Consider the following 16067-nt stretch of genomic DNA (forward strand, 5'->3'; position numbering starts at 1 on the left):
AGGCGGTGCATGCCGGCACGCTGCCGGCAGTGCCAAGCGATTCAGCGATAGACGATCACAGGAATTTTCGTATGCGTGAGCACGCGCTGCGTTTCACTGCCGATCAGCAGGCTGCCGAGCCCGCGCCGCCCATGCGATGCCATGAAGATCACGTCGCAGCGCCCCTGCTCGGCCGCTTCGATGATGCCGAGATACGGCGCCGGATGCACGCTCGTGCGGCTCTCGACACTGACGCCGACGCGGTGCGCCGCATGCTCGACTTCGCGCAGATGCACGCGCGCCTCGCGCTCGCTGCGTTGCAGGAACTCGCCTGGCGGTTCGACCACGACATCGGAGAACGGCGAGTACGGATATTGGGGCAGACAGGCGTATGCGGTAACGCGGGCGCCCACGGCCTGCGCGAGGTCGATCGCGCCCGCTATCGCCTTGCGTGACAGATCTGAACCATCGGTCGGAACCAGGATGTGCCTGAACATGATCCCCTCCGTCGCCGGCTGCCCGCAGCACGGCGTCAGCGTCCACCAAAGCCCATGGTGCAGGCTGCTCGAAACGATTGTAATGCGTATGAATGCGGGTATCCGCGTCTGTCTGGAGATTGGCGCATCAGTCCCAGTAACCGGGTTCGCCGTACGTATGCTTGAGAAAGTCCAGAAACAGCCGCACCCGCAGCGGCAGATGACGGCGCTGCGGGAACACCGCGTGGATGCCGATCGGCGGCGCGGCGAATTCGTCGAGCACGCTGACGAGGCGGCCCGTCGCGATCTCCGCGCCGACCTCCCACCACGAGCGCCACGCGAGCCCGTGTCCGGCGAGACACCATTCGTGCAGCACCGCGCCGTCCGAGCACTCCATCGTGCCGGATACCTTGATCGACACGACCTTGCCGTCGTGCTGAAACATCCAGCCGCGCTGCTGGTTCGCGCTGGCGCCGAGCGCGAGGCAGTTGTGGCGCGCGAGATCGGCCAGGCTGTGCGGCGCGCCGCGCCGGCTCAGATACGCGGGCGACGCGACGCATACGCGGCGGTTCTCCGCGAGCTTCAGCGACACCAGCGACGAATCGGGCAACTCGCCGAGCCGCACCGCGCAATCAAAGCCTTCGTTGACGAGGTCGACGAGACGGTCGGACAGATCGAGCGTGATCGACACGTCCGGATGCGCGACCGTGAACGCGGGCACCAGTGGCGCCACGTGCCGGCGCCCGAAGCCGGCCGGCGCCGACAGCCGGAGATGGCCGCTCGCCTTCACGCCGCCCGCCGACACGCTCGCCTCGGCGTTCTGCATGTCGTGAAGAATGCGCTGGCAGTCTTCGAGAAAGGCCGAGCCTTCGAAGGTCAGCGTGATCTTGCGCGTCGTGCGCACGAGCAGCTTCACGCCGAGGCGCTCCTCCAGTGCGTCGATGCGCCGGCCGATGATCGCGGGCGCGACGCCCTCGGCGAGCGCCGCCGCGGACAGGCTCCCTTTGGCCGCGACAGTGGCGAAGGTCTCGATCTGCTTGAAACGGTCCATGAACGATACGCGCCGCGGCGAGGCGGAAAAGTGGGCAGTGCGCGTCAGATTAGGTACGAAAAAGTAAAAGATCAAGTGATCTTTAGCCTATTTTTTAGCACCTAAGGTCACCAATACAATCGATCCCGACCTCTGACAGGAGCGCATGGCAATGTCGGCCACAACGACACCTTCCCCGCGAGCAGTGATTTTCGACGCCTACGGCACGTTGTTCGACGTGCATTCGGTGATCGCCGCCGCGGAGCAACTGTTCCCAAGCCACGGCGACGCGCTGTCGCAGCTGTGGCGCCAGAAGCAGATCGAATACACGCAATTGCGCACGCTCGCCGCGCGCAGCGACGCCCCCGGCGAACACTACCGCCCGTTCTGGGACATCACGCTCGACGCGCTGCGCTTCGCCGCGAAAAGACTGCAGCTCACGCTCGGCCGCGCGGCCGAAAAGCGGCTGATGGACGAATACGCGTGCCTGTCCGCATTTCCCGACGCGGTGCCCGTGCTGCGCGCGTTGCGCGAGGCCGCCGCCGCGCCACGCGTGGGGCTCGCGATTCTGTCAAACGGCAATCCGCAAATGCTCGACATCGCGGTCAAGAGCGCCGGCATGAACGCCCTCTTCGATCACGTGCTGTCGGTCGACGCCGTGCGCGCGTACAAACCCTCGCCTGCCGCGTATGCGCTCGGCCCCGACGCGTTCGGCGTGGCCGCGCGCGAGATCGTGTTCGTGTCGTCGAACGGCTGGGACGTCGCGGGCGCGACATGGTTCGGCTTCACGACGTTCTGGCTGAACCGGCAGAACCTGCCCGTCGAAGAGCTCGGCGTGACGCCGCATGGCACCGGTAGCGGCATGAACGATCTGCTGGACTTTCTGCGCACACTCGCGACGTCGTCACGCTCGAGCGGCGGCCGTCGAACGAAAGTTCCTGGCAGTGGCAGTCGCAAGCGCGCCGGCCCGCGCGTATGACGGCGCCCCTCGCATTCGGCAATCCACTTCCCCCTTTTCAACCTTCGCATTTTTGCAATCTGACCGACCAAGGAGAAAACATGGCTAATTCGCTGTCGTTGCCGCAAGGCATGGAAATCACCGGCGACATCAAGCCCGGCTTTGACGCGATCCTCACCCGCGAAGCGCTGGAACTCGTCGCGGCCTTGCACCGTACGTTCGAGCCGCGCCGTCAGCAGTTGCTGCAGGCGCGCGTCGAGCGCGCGAAGCGGCTCGACGCGGGCGAGCGGCCCGACTTCCTCGCCGCCACCAAGAGCGTGCGCGAAGGCGACTGGAAGATCGCGCCGCTGCCGCAGGATCTGCAGTGCCGGCGCGTCGAGATCACCGGCCCCGTCGAGCGCAAGATGATCATCAACGCGCTCAATTCGGGCGCCGACTCCTACATGACCGACTTCGAGGATTCGAACGCGCCGAGCTGGGACAATCAGATCACCGGTCATATCAATCTGAAGGACGCGGTGCGCCGCACGATCTCGCTCGAACAGAACGGCAAGGCGTACCGGCTCAACGACAGGACCGCGACGCTGATCGTACGTCCGCGCGGCTGGCATCTCGACGAGAAGCACGTGAAGGTCGACGGCCAGCGCGTGTCGGGTGGCATCTTCGATTTCGCGCTGTACATGGTGCACAACGCGAAGGAGTTGATCGCGCGCGGCTCGGGCCCGTACTTCTATCTGCCGAAGATGGAGAGCCATCTCGAAGCGCGGCTGTGGAACGACATCTTCGTCGCCGCGCAGGAAGCGGTCGGCGTGCCGCGCGGCACGATTCGCGCGACGGTGCTGATCGAGACGATCGTCGCCGCGTTCGAAATGGACGAGATCCTGTACGAGCTGCGTGAACATAGCTCGGGCCTGAACGCGGGCCGCTGGGACTACATCTTCTCGGCGATCAAGAAGTTCAAGAGCGACCGAGACTTCTGCCTCGCCGATCGCTCGCAGATCACGATGACCTCGCCGTTCATGCGCGCGTACGCGTTGCTGCTGCTGAAGACCTGCCATCGCCGCAACGCGCCGGCGATCGGCGGCATGAGCGCGCTGATTCCGATCAAGAACGATGCGGCCGCGAACGACAAGGCGATGGCCGGCGTGCGTTCAGACAAGGCGCGCGACGCGGGCGACGGCTACGACGGCGGCTGGGTCGCGCACCCGGGCCTCGTGCCGGTCGCGATGGAAGAGTTCGTCAAGGTGCTCGGCGATCGGCCGAACCAGATCGGCAAGCAGCGCGTCGACGTGCTCGTGACCGCAACCGACCTGCTCGACTTCCGCCCGGAAACGCCGATCACCGAAGCGGGCTTGCGCAACAACATCAACGTCGGCATTCACTACCTCGGTTCGTGGCTCGCGGGCAATGGCTGTGTGCCGATTCACAACCTGATGGAAGATGCGGCCACCGCCGAGATTTCGCGCTCGCAGGTCTGGCAGTGGATCCGCTCGCCGAAGGGCAAACTCGACGACGGTCGCAAGGTGACGGTCGAACTGGTGCGCGAGCTCGCGGCGCAGGAACTCGACAAGGTCAAACAGACGGTGGGCGGAGATACGAAGCCGTATGAGCGTGCCGCGCAGATCTTCGAGCAGATGTCGACCGCAGAGCAGTTCACCGATTTTCTGACGCTGCCGCTTTACGAAGAGATTTGATGGTGTTGATGATGCGGGCTCGAGCGCCTTGGGCCTGCTCGAGCCAGGTGATCCCATCGGCTTGAACGACGGCACGCCGCGGACATACGTGGCGCGCCGTTTTTTTTGCTCGCCTTCTTGGACCAGCTCAGCGCGTGCGCCGATGTTCGACCCAATCTCCTGAACGGATTTCGGGCAGCCCTTTTACGGCGCTTGGCGCGACCGGATAGAAGCGGCAATTCACGACGTTGCCGTCCACTTTGACCATCACCTCACGTGCCAAAAAACGCTCCTCGACGCCCGGATACACGGCTTCGATTTCGTCGAGCACCGCGACGAGCGCATCGTCGATTTCATAGACGTCGCCGCGCACGTCGATGCCCGCTTCGTCGACGACGAGACCCGGATAGGCGCCAAAATCGAACAGATGGCCGCGCACGGTGGTACTGCCGAGCAGGCTCGGTGCGGGGATGTCGTTGCGCGCGGCGGCTTCGCTGATGTCGTTGGTTTCACCGGCACGCAGCGTGCCGTAGACAAAGACGGTCTGCATCGTCGTTGAGTCTCCATGGTCAGAGGTGATGTCGGTGGCTCGGGGGCCATCGGGACATTATGCAACGGCGGCCCGTCGGCAACAGAAACTGGGCACGGCCTACAATGCTTGATGCCCGCGGCGGTGAATGGCCTCGACCGCGCTTCGCCGTTGCCAGCTCCGTGATCCGAACCGACCTCGCCATGACCTCGTCCTCCGACTCCGACTTGTTGAGCCGCGTGCGTTTCGCCGACATACCGCCCGAGTTCGCGCCGAACGAGATGCATCCGATCCGCGTGCGCTCGCGGCCAATGCCGGCGGGCTGGCATATCGCGCGTCATACGCATGCCTGGGCGCAGGTCGCGTATGCGTCGCGCGGCGTGCTGCGGGTCGCAACGACAGGCACGACATGGATGGTGCCGCCATCGCGCGCAATCTGGTTGCCGCCGCATGTGACGCACGAAGTGGTCGCCGTCGAGGATGCGTTCCTGCGCACGCTGTACATCACCGAGAGTACGGTGCCGGCCGGGCTCGATACGCCGCGCGTCGTCGAAGTATCGAACCTGTTGCGCGAGGTGATTGCCGCGCTCGATACGCCTGGCCTGTCCGCCGCGCGCGAGCAGGTGCTCGGCGCGCTCGCGCTCGATGAACTGACGCGCTCCGAGCCGTTGCCGCTGTCCGTGCCGATGCCCAGCGAAAAGCGCCTGCGCGCGCTGTGCGAGGCCGTGATCGCCGACCCGATGCATGGCGAGTCGCTCGAGCAGTGGGCATCGACGGTGGGCGCGAGCACGCGCACGATCGCGCGGCTGTTCCGCCAGGAGCTGGGTGTGAGTTTTTCGCAGTGGCGTCAGCAGGCGATTCTCGCGCGCGCCATTCCATTGTTGAGCCAGGGACGGCCGCTGTCGCACGTCGCGCAGGAACTGGGCTATCAGAGCCAGAGCGCCTTCTCCGCGATGTTCCGGCGTGCGTTCGGCGCGAGTCCACGCGCGTTTATCGAGCGAGGCGCCGAGCATCGCGCGAGCAACGGCGAGCATGATGACGCGCAAGCGGATGATGAAACGGCACAGGATCAAGCCGGTTCGACGGACGTCGCCGAGCGGTGAATGGCGACAACTAGCGCTGCGCGTCGGCCATCAATGCGGGGCACGCCTCAAACCCGCCGCGCCAGATGACGGATTGCGCCTAGCTGCGCTAGCCGCGGCCCGGCGAGCTTATAGCCCTTGCGCTGATAGAGCCGCGCCGCCGGATTGTCGACGAATACGCGCAACTGCAACTCGCGCAGCCCGCGCTCGCGCGCCCATTGATGCGAGATGTCGAGCAGAAACGTACCGGCGCCAAGCCGACGATATCCTTCGGCGATCTGCACGTCGCGGATATGCAGCGAATCACCCTCCTCGGTGATACGCAGCACGCCCATCGGCACGCCATCCACTTCGAGAATGAAATTCTCCGATTCGCGCCAACTGCCGAGAAACAGATCGCTGCGCCACACCAGATGATGCCGGCGATAGTAGCCGCCCATGTTGTTGCGGGTCAGCGCCTCGGCAAACTCGAAATCGTCCATGCTGGCCGTGCGCAGATGAAACGGTGACGGAGCTTCGGTGGGATCGAACATGGCAGGACCGCGAGGATGAGTCGGATAAACGGTAAAACATGCCGCGCGCGCTGGCAATGGCTGTTTGTCCCGAGCCTTCCGGGAGGCGGCCGGCAACGGCAGTAGAAACGGACGGTTACGGTCCTATGTGCAGGCGCCATCACCCGCTCACCAGCACGACGGCTGCGGATATACACGTTCGCATCGTCGGCACAGCGCACGAAGCAGTGGCCGCGCCGTTCCAGTTCCTTGTCCACCACGTCGAGCTACACGTTGGCCAGCAACGGCGGATCAGCCGGATCACGCTGGCCTCGCCAATTCGTTTTCTGTAGACGGTCAATCAGGATGTCGTGGTTGACCCGGTCGAAGAACTTCTCGAGATCAGCGTCCACCACGATTCGCCGGCCCGACTTCACGTACGACTGCGCGGCAAGCACCGCGTCGTGCGCACGCCGTCCGGGCCGGAAGCCGTAGCTCTCCTCGTTGAAGGTCGGGTCCAAAACCGGCTGCAGCACCTGCCGCAGCGCCTGCTGGATCAGCCGGTCCGTTACCGTCGGGATGCCAGGCTCGCACTCACCTCCGTCCGGTTTCGGGATCGTCACCCGCCGTACCGGACTGGGCCGGTACGTCCCCTTCAGCAACTGTTCATGGATCGCGGGCCACGCTGTCACCAGAAGGCGCAACGTCTGGTCAATGTCCAGACCGTCCACGCCAGCGGCTCCCTTGCTGGCCCGTACCCGTTTGAACGCGTGCTTCAGGTTCTCTCTCGTCAACGCCGCTACCAGCAGCGATGACAGCGATGACCCTGTGTCCCCGGATTCATGGCGCGGGCAACAGGCTTCGTCGCTCACGGAAATAGGCAGCTTCACCGTGCGTGCCTCCGATCGCCCGCTTGCGCGGGCATCTGACGCAATTCCTGTCGCATCGACATGGCGCTGGACACTCCCTCCCGTTCGGCCCTTCATCACCAGCTTCAGTCTCACCGATCTGTCCTGCGACTACTACGGCCTCTGCTGACTTCTAGCTCCGGCTCGACGCCGTCGCCCTTTCAGGCATGAGGCGAAATCTCCCCAGGTAAGAGCGCACTCCTTCATCGCACAGCCGCCGCATTTACGCCGCTTCGCCTTGGTCACAAGAGCTTCGCGGTCTATTGCTCGCCCGCCGTGCCTGGCAACGCCTTCTATGCAGTTCTTGTTCATCGGCTCGCGATTTACGCTCCACGCTTCCTTCCCACATTCGGCCGCCCTCATGCAGTTGCGCTTCACTTCATTCGCTGTGACCAGCTTATGGCGGGACTTGCACTGGCAGGATTGCGCCCATGCTGGGCGCACAATAAAAAAAGCCCACGTCTTGCGAAGTGGGCTTTCTCAAATCTGGCGGAGCGGACGGGGCTCGAACCCGCGACCCCCGGCGTGACAGGCCGGTATTCTAACCAACTGAACTACCGCTCCAGATTCTGCATCGCAGCCTGCGAGCCATACTCTCAGCGTGCTCTACCGTTCAAACTTCCAACCGAACGACGCCGATGTTCTGGCGTCCCCTAGGGGATTCGAACCCCTGTACTCACCGTGAAAGGGTGATGTCCTAGGCCTCTAGACGAAGGGGACAACGTACTGCTTATACCTTTAATGAAAAAGCCCGTTCAAGTATGTATGAACGGGCTTTGTCTGGCGGAGTGGACGGGACTCGAACCCGCGACCCCCGGCGTGACAGGCCGGTATTCTAACCGACTGAACTACCACTCCAGTCTTTACACCCTGCTTGCGAGCGTCGGTTAATTCTCTGCAAGCTGCGCTGCTTTACTACTACTCGAATACTAAAGCGACGCTGATGTTTGGCGTCCCCTAGGGGATTCGAACCCCTGTACTCACCGTGAAAGGGTGATGTCCTAGGCCTCTAGACGAAGGGGACAAAATCTTTTCAGATCCGTCTCAATCCACTTTTGACTTGATCAACTCGCGCTAACTTTTCAGTTAATTCGCCAAGTTATTTTCTGGTCAACAGCGAAGACCGCTACTTTAACCACATTTCAGCAGTTTGTGAAGTCTTTTTTCTACAACCACCAGACTTCTTAACCACTTTAACCTCTCTGCTCTGTTGGTGGAGGTAAGCGGGATCGAACCGCTGACCTCTTGCATGCCATGCAAGCGCTCTCCCAGCTGAGCTATACCCCCGCGCACATCAGAGAAACGAGATTCTAGAGGGCGATCTGCGCTTTGTAAATACCCTTTGAGCAATTACATTCGAATTTTCTCCGGAGGCATGCGAAACCTCTGACGCACGCCGCCAACGGATTAGCCAAGCGCTTTTTCGATGCGGCTAACGACGACGTCGCGACCGAACAGCATCAGCACGCTATCGATCGACGGTGTATGCGTCGTACCCGCCACCAGCAGACGCACCGGCATCGCGAGCTGCGGCATCTTCAGCTTGTGCGTGCCGAGCGTCGCTTTCAGCGCGGCGGCGATCGCCTCCTTGGTCCATTCGACCGTATCCAATGCAGCGGCCAGATCAGCGAGCGCCGGACGAACCGCGTCGGTTACGTGCTGTGCAAGCGACTCAGCGTCGGGTGCCGGGGTGCGATAGAACATCGCGGCGTTCTGCGCGATCTCCTTCACGGTCGAAGCCCGATCCTTCATCAGGCCCACCACGCTCGTCAGATCCGGACCTTGGGTGAGTGTGGCTTCGTCGATGCCGAGCTCCGAGAAGAACGGTTTCGCCAGTTCGGCGAGGCGTGCGTTGTCGGCTTCCTTGATGTAGTGCGCGTTGAGCCAGTTCAGCTTGTCATGGTCGTACTGCGCCGGCGACTTGCCGAGGTGCTCGAGATCGAACCACTCGACGAACTGCTCGCGCGTGAAAATCTCCGCGTCACCATGCGACCAGCCGAGGCGCGCCAGATAGTTGACGACCGCTTCCGGCAGATACCCCGCATCGCGATAACCCATCACGCTCATTGCGCCGTGGCGCTTGCTCATCTTCTCGCCCTGCTCGTTCAGCACGGTCGGCAGGTGTGCATACACCGGCGGCTCGCCACCGAGCGCGCGCAGTATGTTGATCTGGCGCGGCGTGTTGTTGACGTGGTCGTCGCCACGAATCACGTGAGTGATGCGCATGTCGAGATCGTCGACGACGACGCAGAAGTTATACGTCGGCGTGCCGTCCGGACGCGCGATCACGAGGTCGTCGAGTTCTTCGTTCGAGATTTCGATGCGGCCTTTCACCGCGTCGTCCCACGCGACCACGCCGGTCAGCGGATTATGAAACCTTAGCACCGGCTTCACGCCCACGGGCGGCTCCGGCAGCACCTTGCCCGGCTCCGGGCGCCACGTGCCGTCGTAGCGCGGCTTTTCGCCTGCTTCGCGCTGGCGCTCGCGCAGCGCGTCGAGCTCTTCGGTCGACATGTAGCACGGATAGACGAGCCCCGCCTCCTGCATCTGCTTCAGCACTTCGCGGTACCGGTCCATGCGCTGCATCTGGTAGAACGGGCCTTCGTCGAAATCGAGGCCGAGCCACGCCATGCCTTCGAGAATCGCGTCGACGGATTCGGTCGTGGAGCGCTCGAGGTCGGTGTCCTCGACCCGCAGCACGAAGGTCCCTTTCATCTTGCGCGCGAACGCCCACGGATACAGCGCCGAGCGGATGTTGCCCAGGTGGATGAAGCCGGTGGGACTCGGTGCGAAACGGGTACGAACGGAGGTGGTCATTAGCGGTTACTCGGAAAACAGGCGCCGGCGCTCAGGCGAACATGACTGCGAAGCGCGGCAGCGAAGCGTGCCCATGCTGCGCGCGACGTCGCGCACGGCCACGAGGGAATAAGTACAAGAGCCGAATTATACCTTCCGCACGCGGGTTGCCGCCCTCGTCCGAACGACCTAAGGCGCGTGGATGAATGGCGTCCGGACATCTGCGTACGCACCTTCCCAGCGCTCGCCCAACCCATCTTGAAAAAGCGCCGTGTCAGTTCCGAATACTTCCTCTGCAACGTTTCATTACAGCGGACCGCGCGAGCCGATCGTTTGCATTAAGATGTGCGCGCTGCGATGCGGGCTTACCGCACATCGATCCGATACGGAGCGAACACCGCTGCAGCGTGCGCAATCGCCGTCGGCGATCCGCCCGGTCTGACCTCAGCCTGATCGCGGTACGCGCGACGCCGCTCGCGTCGCCCGCGCCGTTGCTGGAGAACTCGTTGAAACCCTCATCCCCGAACTTGAGCCGCCGCAGCTTTTCGCTGGCGGCCGCATCCGCGGTGCTTGCCGCCTGCACCACGACCGCCGGCAAACTCGATGGCGCGCCGATCATCGCGACGCCCGCCGTTCCCCCGCCGCCTGAAAAAGCGCAACAGAAGCCGGTTCGCGTCGCGCTCGCTCTCGGCGGCGGCGCCGCGCGTGGCTTTGCGCACATCGGCATCATCAAGGCTCTCGAGGCGCGCAATATCCAGATCGACCTGATTGCCGGCACGAGCGCCGGCTCCGTCGTCGGCGCGCTGTACGCGTCGGGCATGAACGGCTTCGCGCTGAACAAGCTCGCGCTGTCGATGGACGAAGCGTCGATCAGCGACTGGGCGATGCCGTTTCGTACGCGCGGCTTCCTGCAGGGCGTCGCGCTGCAGAACTACCTGAACACGACGCTGAACAACCGCCCGATCGAGAAGATGGCGAGGCCGCTCGGCGTGGTCGCGACCGATCTGCAAACCGGCCAGCCGATCCTGTTCCAGCGCGGCAACACCGGCATCGCGGTGCGCGCGTCGTGCAGCGTGCCGTCGATCTTCGAGCCGGTGAAGATCGGCGGTCACGAATACGTGGATGGTGGTCTCGTCAGCCCGGTACCGGCGTCGTTCGCGCGCAAGATGGGCGCGGATTTCGTGATCGCCGTCGATATCTCGCAGCGACCGGAGACCGGCGTCACGGCAAGCTCGTTCGACGTGCTGATGCAGACCTTCACGATCATGGGCCAGACGATCAAGGCCTACGAGCTCGACAAGTACGCCGACGTGGTGATCCGGCCGAATCTCGCGGCGATGAGCGGCAGCGATTTCTCACAGCGCAACGCCGCGATCCTCGCCGGCGAGGAAGCGGTCGCGAAGATGATGCCGGAGTTGCAGCGCAAGCTCGCCGCGCGGCGCATGGGAGCCTGAAAGCCCGGCGACGCACAGTCGCTGTGCGTCGCCATGGCAAAAATGCGCGCATCAAACGCAAAAAGCCTGCTTCGAACGAAGCAGGCTTTTTTATCGCCAGGCCTGGCGCCGAATCAGTTATTCCCGCCGATCGTCGCGGTCACGCGCTTGCGCAGATCGTCGGCCTGATACGAGGTCTCGATCCGACGCGCACCCGTAAAGCGTTTTTCCCAGTAGCCGTCATCCATGTCGTCGACGCGGATCGTGCTGCCGGTGGACGGCGAGTGCACGAACTTGTTGTCGCCGATATAGATGCCGACGTGCGAAAACGTGCGGCGCATCGTATTGAAGAACACCAGGTCCCCCGGCTTCAGGTCGCTTACCCGCACCTTCTCGCCCAGGCGGCTCATTTCCTCGGCACGGCGCGGCAGCGCGAGACCGAGCGTGTCCTGGAACACGTAGCGCACGAAACCGCTGCAATCGAGCCCGGAATCAGGCGTATTGCCGCCCCAACGGTAGCGAACGCCGATCATGTTCAACGCGCCGACCACCACGTCGCCCGCTTTGCCGGCCATTCCCGAAAGGAACGATTTGGCGCCGCCGCTTTCGCTGCCTGCGGCCTTGGTTTGGGGAGTGAGAAGGGAGAGAGGATCCGAGCCGTTGGCGGTCGGATATGAGGCATTCTGATTAAAACTGCTTACTTCGTCGGCGAACGCGCCGGGAGCTGCTGCCATCAAGACGCCAATGAACATCCCGGCGACGACGCGCGTGCAAGCCTGGGTGAAGTTTCTGTGCTGCATTGGTCGGTAGTTTTTGCCAAAAAAATCAGGGGTCTAGAAAAAAGTTTGCTCGATACTAGCCAGTAAGTATTTGCCTGTCAAAAGGAATAGGAAAAATCAATCGACAGGCGCACTCAATTGGTGAAAGGGTGAAAAATCAACGATCAAGCGCCGCTTTCAGCAGCTTTCGCGTGTAAGGATGCGCGGGAGCAGCAAAAATCTTCTCGACTTCGCCGGTCTCGACGATCGATCCGTTTTGCATCACCACGACTCGATGCGCCATCGCCCCGATCACTTCCAGGTCGTGGCTGATGAAGACGAAGCCGAGGTTGTATTTGTGCTGCAAACCGGTGAGCAGCTTGAGCACCTGCTGCTGGATCGATACGTCGAGCGCGCTGGTCGGTTCGTCGAGGATCAGCACGCGCGGCTCCAGTACCAGCGCGCGCGCGATCGCGATGCGCTGCCGCTGCCCGCCCGAAAATTCATGCGGATAGCGATACAGCGCGGTCCGGTCGATGCCGACTTCGCGCAGCACCGCGACGACCTTGTCGCGCCGCGCCTGCGGAGTCATCTGCGGCCGATGCAGCGCGAGCCCCTCACCGACGATCCGCTCGATCGTCTGCCGCGGCGAAAGCGAACTAAAAGGGTCTTGAAAGACGACCTGCATATTCGAGCGCAGCGCGGTCTTTTCGGCGCCGCGATAGCTCGCGAGCACCCTGCCCTGAAACTGGATCTCGCCATGCGCGGTGCGCTGCAGACCGAGCAGTGCCATCGCGAGCGTCGACTTGCCCGATCCCGATTCACCGACGATCCCGAGCGTCTCGCCTTGGCGCACCGACACGTTCGCCGCGTCGACCGCGCGAAACCGCCCCGCGCCGAACCAGCCACGCAGGCCAGGCAGCTTCGTTCTGAAGTCGACCGCCACGTCGCGCGCTTCGAGCAGCACCGGCGAGATCGGCAGCACCGGCACGACCTCGCGCTGCGGCCGGCTCGCGAGCAGCCGCCGAGTATACGGATGGCGCGGCGCCTCGAACACCTGCTCGACCGTGCCGGTTTCGACCAGCACGCCTCGCTCCATCACCGCGACGCGCTGCGCGAAGTGACGCACGAGGTTCAGGTCGTGCGTGATCAGCAGCACGGCCGTGCCGCGCTTTTGTGCTTCGTCGCGCTGCAGTTCCAGCAGAAGCTCGACGATTTGCGCGCGAATCGTCACGTCGAGCGCGGTGGTCGGCTCGTCGGCGAGCAACAGGCGCGGCCGGCAGGCGAGCGCCATCGCGATCATCGCGCGCTGCCGCTGCCCGCCCGACAGCTGATGCGGGTAGCTGTTGATGCGCTTCTCCGGCTCGGTGATGCCGGTGCGCGCGAGCAGCGCGACCGCCCGCCTGCACGCTTCGGTCGCGCTGACGCCGTCATGCACGACGATCGTTTCCGCAATCTGGTCGCCGATCGTATACAGCGGATTGAGCGCGGTCATCGGTTCCTGGAAGATCATCGCGATGTCCGAGCCGCGCAGGCCACGCATCGCACGCTCGCTCTTCGCGAGCAGATCTTTGCCATCGAAGCGGATCGCCCCGCTCACCTGCGCGTCGTTCAGCAGGCGCAGCACCGACAGCGCGGTCACGCTCTTGCCCGAGCCCGACTCGCCGACGAGCGCGACGCGTTCACCGCGCGCGATCGCGAGCGTGACGTCGTCGACGGCCACCGTGTCGCCGAACGCGACACGCAGATGGTCGAGTTCGAGCAGCGGCGTGTCCGTCGATTGCGGATCGATTTGCGGCAGCGCGCTCATTGACCACCTCCGGCGTGTATCGCATCGGAGATACGCGTGTCGAGCGCGTTGCGCAGCGCGTCGCCCATGAAGGTCAATAGCAGCAGCATCGCCACCAGCACGCCGAAGGTCGACACCGAGATCCACCACGCGTCGAGATTCGCCTTGCCCTGAGCGAGCAGTTCGCCCAAGCTCGGCGTCGGCGGCGGCACGCCGAGGCCGAGGAAGTCGAGACTCGTCAGTGCGAGAATCGCGCTGCTCATGCTGAACGGCAGGAACGTGATGACCGGCGTCAGACTGTTCGGCAACACGTGACGCCACATGATCTGCCAATGCGACAGGCCCATCGCGCGCGCGGCGCGCACATAGTCCTGCTGGCGATTGCGCAGGAACTCGGCGCGCACGTAGTCGGACAGGCCGATCCAGTTGAACAGCGACAGCAGCACGATCAAAAGAGCGAAGCTGCGCTCGAAGATCGATGAAAAGATGATCAGCAGATAGAGCTGCGGCATCGCGTTCCAGATCTCGATCAGACGCTGCCCGACGATATCCGTTCGCCCTCCGAAGTAACCTTGCACTGCCCCGGCGACGATGCCGACGATCGTGCTGATCACGGTCAGCACGAGGCCGAACACGACCGACACGCCGAAACCGTACAGCAGACGCGCGAACAGATCGCGGCCGCGGTCGTCGGTGCCGAGCCAGTTCTCGCGCGACGGTGGCGCCGGGTTGGGCGCCTTCGAAAAGTAATTGAGCGTGTCGTAGTAGTAATGATTGGGCGGATACAGCGCGAAGTTGCCCGGCGCATCGAAGCGGTGACGGATGTACGGATCAAGATAATCGGTCGGCGTGGGGAAGTCGCCACCGAAGGTGGTCTCGGCGTAGGTCTTGACGAGCGGGAAGTACAGATGGCCGTCGTAGCGCACGACGACCGGCTTGTCGTTCGACCACAGCGGCCCCACGAGGCTCGCCGCGAACGCGACGACGAAGATGATCAGGCTCCAGTAGCCGAGACGCTGCTGGCGAAAACGATGCCACACGCGACGCGCCGGCGACGGCGACATCAGTGCCCGCGCGGGTTCGGTGCGCGCCGCCGCGTCGGCGGAAAGGCGGGCTCGATTCATCAGCGCTCCAGTTGTTCGAATTGGATGCGGGGATCGACCCACACATAGCAAAGGTCGGAGATCAGCCGCGTGACGAGGCCGATCAGCGTGAACAGATACAACGTGCCGAGCACGACCGGATAGTCCCGCCGCATCACCGATTCATACGACAGCAACCCGAGCCCGTCGAGCGAGAACAGGGTTTCGATCAGCAGGCTGCCGGTGAAGAACGCGCCGATGAACGCGCCCGGGAAATTGACGATCAGCGGCAGCAGCGCATTGCGAAACACGTGCTTCCACAACACGCGCCGCTCGGACAAACCTTTGGCACGCGCGGTCAGCACGTACTGCTTGCGGATTTCGTCGAGGAACGCGTTTTTCGTCAGCATCGTGACGACCGCGAAGCTGCCCACCACCGACGCCGTGATCGGCAGCGTGATATGCCATAGATAGTCGAGGATCTTGCCGACGACGCTCAACTGGTCCCAGTTGTCGGAAGTGAGGTTGCGCAGCGGAAACAGCTGCAGGAACGTGCCACCGCCGAACAGCACGAGCAGCAGCACGCCGAGAACGAAGCCCGGAATCGCGTAGCCGACCAGCACGACGAGGCTCGTCGCGATATCGAAGTGCGAGCCGTTGCGCACCGCCTTCGCGATGCCGAGCGGCACCGATATCAGATAGGTGAGAAAGAACGTCCACAGGCCGATGCTGATCGACACCGGCAGCTTCGACACGATCAGCGACCACACGCTCTGATGACGGAAATAGCTCTGGCCGAGATCGAAGGTCGCGAAGCGCTTGAGCATCAGCACGTAGCGTTCGAGCGGCGGTTTGTCGAAGCCGTACAGCTGCTTCAGTTGCGCGATCTGTTGCGCATCGACGCCGCTATGCGAGCGCAGCCCGAACGGCGACGCGCCCTCCGCGCCCTTGCGCAGTTCGTGCTGCATCTGCTCGACGGGGCCGCCCGGCACGAACTGGATCACGACGAAGGTCAGCGTCAGCACGCCGAGCAGCGTCGGGATCATCAGCAGCAGGCGTTTGAGGATGTAGTTCCACATAGGC

General features: G+C 63.4%; 13 protein-coding genes, 5 tRNA genes and 1 pseudogene. 4 read left to right on the top strand and 15 right to left on the bottom strand.

Features of this window, described 5'->3' with window-relative positions; genetic code table 11:
• Positions 1-41: 41 nt before the first annotated feature.
• On the bottom strand, positions 42-476 hold the full coding sequence (locus OKW41_RS33015) for a universal stress protein (protein ID WP_090800630.1): 435 nt from the start codon (positions 474-476) through the stop codon (positions 42-44).
• 127 nt (positions 477-603) lie between these two features.
• Positions 604-1506, bottom strand: a complete 903-nt coding sequence (locus tag OKW41_RS33020; RefSeq protein WP_184004033.1) for a LysR family transcriptional regulator — start codon at positions 1504-1506, stop codon at positions 604-606.
• Between the two features lie 151 nt (positions 1507-1657).
• Between OKW41_RS33020 and OKW41_RS33025 the strand changes: the two genes are divergently transcribed.
• Together OKW41_RS33025 and aceB are read left to right on the top strand one after the other, a co-directional pair.
• Positions 1658-2464, top strand: coding sequence for a haloacid dehalogenase type II (locus OKW41_RS33025; RefSeq protein WP_429450326.1), 807 nt, complete (start codon positions 1658-1660; stop codon positions 2462-2464).
• Positions 2465-2544: 80 nt separating this feature from the next.
• Positions 2545-4137, top strand: coding sequence for a malate synthase A (aceB, locus tag OKW41_RS33030; protein ID WP_429575237.1), 1593 nt, complete (start codon positions 2545-2547; stop codon positions 4135-4137).
• 127 nt (positions 4138-4264) lie between these two features.
• Here aceB and OKW41_RS33035 read toward each other — a convergent pair whose 3' ends face one another.
• Positions 4265-4666, bottom strand: a complete 402-nt coding sequence (locus OKW41_RS33035; protein ID WP_429575238.1) for a gamma-glutamylcyclotransferase family protein — start codon at positions 4664-4666, stop codon at positions 4265-4267.
• 182 nt (positions 4667-4848) lie between these two features.
• Here OKW41_RS33035 and OKW41_RS33040 point away from each other — a divergent pair, with 182 nt between their 5' ends.
• Positions 4849-5748, top strand: a complete 900-nt coding sequence (locus tag OKW41_RS33040; protein WP_429450331.1) for an AraC family transcriptional regulator — start codon at positions 4849-4851, stop codon at positions 5746-5748.
• Positions 5749-5795: 47 nt separating this feature from the next.
• Here the strand turns inward: OKW41_RS33040 and OKW41_RS33045 are convergent, their stop codons facing one another.
• The 8 genes and pseudogenes from OKW41_RS33045 to gltX form a co-directional block, all read right to left on the bottom strand.
• The gene (locus OKW41_RS33045) at positions 5796-6260 is read right to left on the bottom strand and encodes a GNAT family N-acetyltransferase (protein ID WP_018417609.1); all 465 of its coding nucleotides are present in this window, start codon (positions 6258-6260) and stop codon (positions 5796-5798) included.
• A gap of 122 nt (positions 6261-6382) precedes the next feature.
• Positions 6383-7170 (bottom strand): annotated as a pseudogene (locus OKW41_RS33050) (reverse transcriptase domain-containing protein); the annotation flags it as partial.
• 443 nt (positions 7171-7613) lie between these two features.
• Positions 7614-7690 (bottom strand) — tRNA-Asp (locus tag OKW41_RS33055).
• 80 nt (positions 7691-7770) lie between these two features.
• Positions 7771-7846 (bottom strand) — tRNA-Glu (locus OKW41_RS33060).
• A gap of 61 nt (positions 7847-7907) precedes the next feature.
• Positions 7908-7984 (bottom strand) — tRNA-Asp (locus OKW41_RS33065).
• Positions 7985-8074: 90 nt separating this feature from the next.
• A tRNA-Glu gene (locus OKW41_RS33070) sits at positions 8075-8150 on the bottom strand.
• Positions 8151-8337: 187 nt separating this feature from the next.
• A tRNA-Ala gene (locus tag OKW41_RS33075) sits at positions 8338-8413 on the bottom strand.
• 120 nt (positions 8414-8533) lie between these two features.
• The gene (gene gltX, locus OKW41_RS33080) at positions 8534-9943 is read right to left on the bottom strand and encodes a glutamate--tRNA ligase (protein WP_429575239.1); all 1410 of its coding nucleotides are present in this window, start codon (positions 9941-9943) and stop codon (positions 8534-8536) included.
• 485 nt (positions 9944-10428) lie between these two features.
• Here gltX and OKW41_RS33085 point away from each other — a divergent pair, with 485 nt between their 5' ends.
• Positions 10429-11376: a patatin-like phospholipase family protein gene (locus tag OKW41_RS33085; protein WP_429450333.1), complete on the top strand. Its 948-nt coding sequence runs from the start codon at positions 10429-10431 to the stop codon at positions 11374-11376.
• 113 nt (positions 11377-11489) lie between these two features.
• On the opposite strand, the gene OKW41_RS33090 is transcribed toward OKW41_RS33085, so the two are convergent.
• From OKW41_RS33090 to OKW41_RS33105, 4 genes are all read right to left on the bottom strand, one after another.
• Positions 11490-12155 (bottom strand): C40 family peptidase, encoded by a 666-nt coding sequence (locus OKW41_RS33090; protein WP_429575240.1) that lies wholly within the window; start codon positions 12153-12155, stop codon positions 11490-11492.
• A 136-nt stretch (positions 12156-12291) separates the two neighbouring features.
• Positions 12292-13923: an ABC transporter ATP-binding protein gene (locus tag OKW41_RS33095; RefSeq protein WP_429575241.1), complete on the bottom strand. Its 1632-nt coding sequence runs from the start codon at positions 13921-13923 to the stop codon at positions 12292-12294.
• Positions 13920-15026, bottom strand: a complete 1107-nt coding sequence (locus tag OKW41_RS33100; protein ID WP_429575242.1) for an ABC transporter permease — start codon at positions 15024-15026, stop codon at positions 13920-13922. The genes OKW41_RS33095 and OKW41_RS33100 overlap by 4 nt, the downstream gene beginning before the upstream one ends.
• Positions 15026-16063 (bottom strand): microcin C ABC transporter permease YejB, encoded by a 1038-nt coding sequence (locus OKW41_RS33105; RefSeq protein ID WP_429450338.1) that lies wholly within the window; start codon positions 16061-16063, stop codon positions 15026-15028. The genes OKW41_RS33100 and OKW41_RS33105 overlap by 1 nt, the downstream gene beginning before the upstream one ends.
• Positions 16064-16067: the final 4 nt, after the last annotated feature.

The organism is Paraburkholderia sp. UCT70 (assembly GCF_050434085.1).
Taxonomy (GTDB): Bacteria; Pseudomonadota; Gammaproteobacteria; order Burkholderiales; family Burkholderiaceae; genus Paraburkholderia; species Paraburkholderia tuberum.

Bases quoted from the DNA above. Each gene is read 5' to 3' on its own strand.
- OKW41_RS33015 (WP_090800630.1), bottom strand. From the start codon at position 476: ATGTTCAGGCACATCCTGGTTCCGACCGATGGTTCAGATCTGTCACGC.
- OKW41_RS33020 (WP_184004033.1), bottom strand. From the start codon at position 1,506: ATGGACCGTTTCAAGCAGATCGAGACCTTCGCCACTGTCGCGGCCAAA.
- OKW41_RS33025 (WP_429450326.1), top strand. From the start codon at position 1,658: ATGTCGGCCACAACGACACCTTCCCCGCGAGCAGTGATTTTCGACGCC.
- aceB (WP_429575237.1), top strand. From the start codon at position 2,545: ATGGCTAATTCGCTGTCGTTGCCGCAAGGCATGGAAATCACCGGCGAC.
- OKW41_RS33035 (WP_429575238.1), bottom strand. From the start codon at position 4,666: ATGCAGACCGTCTTTGTCTACGGCACGCTGCGTGCCGGTGAAACCAAC.
- OKW41_RS33040 (WP_429450331.1), top strand. From the start codon at position 4,849: ATGACCTCGTCCTCCGACTCCGACTTGTTGAGCCGCGTGCGTTTCGCC.
- OKW41_RS33045 (WP_018417609.1), bottom strand. From the start codon at position 6,260: ATGTTCGATCCCACCGAAGCTCCGTCACCGTTTCATCTGCGCACGGCC.
- gltX (WP_429575239.1), bottom strand. From the start codon at position 9,943: ATGACCACCTCCGTTCGTACCCGTTTCGCACCGAGTCCCACCGGCTTC.
- OKW41_RS33090 (WP_429575240.1), bottom strand. From the start codon at position 12,155: ATGCAGCACAGAAACTTCACCCAGGCTTGCACGCGCGTCGTCGCCGGG.
- OKW41_RS33095 (WP_429575241.1), bottom strand. From the start codon at position 13,923: ATGAGCGCGCTGCCGCAAATCGATCCGCAATCGACGGACACGCCGCTG.
- OKW41_RS33100 (WP_429575242.1), bottom strand. From the start codon at position 15,026: ATGAATCGAGCCCGCCTTTCCGCCGACGCGGCGGCGCGCACCGAACCC.
- OKW41_RS33105 (WP_429450338.1), bottom strand. From the start codon at position 16,063: ATGTGGAACTACATCCTCAAACGCCTGCTGCTGATGATCCCGACGCTG.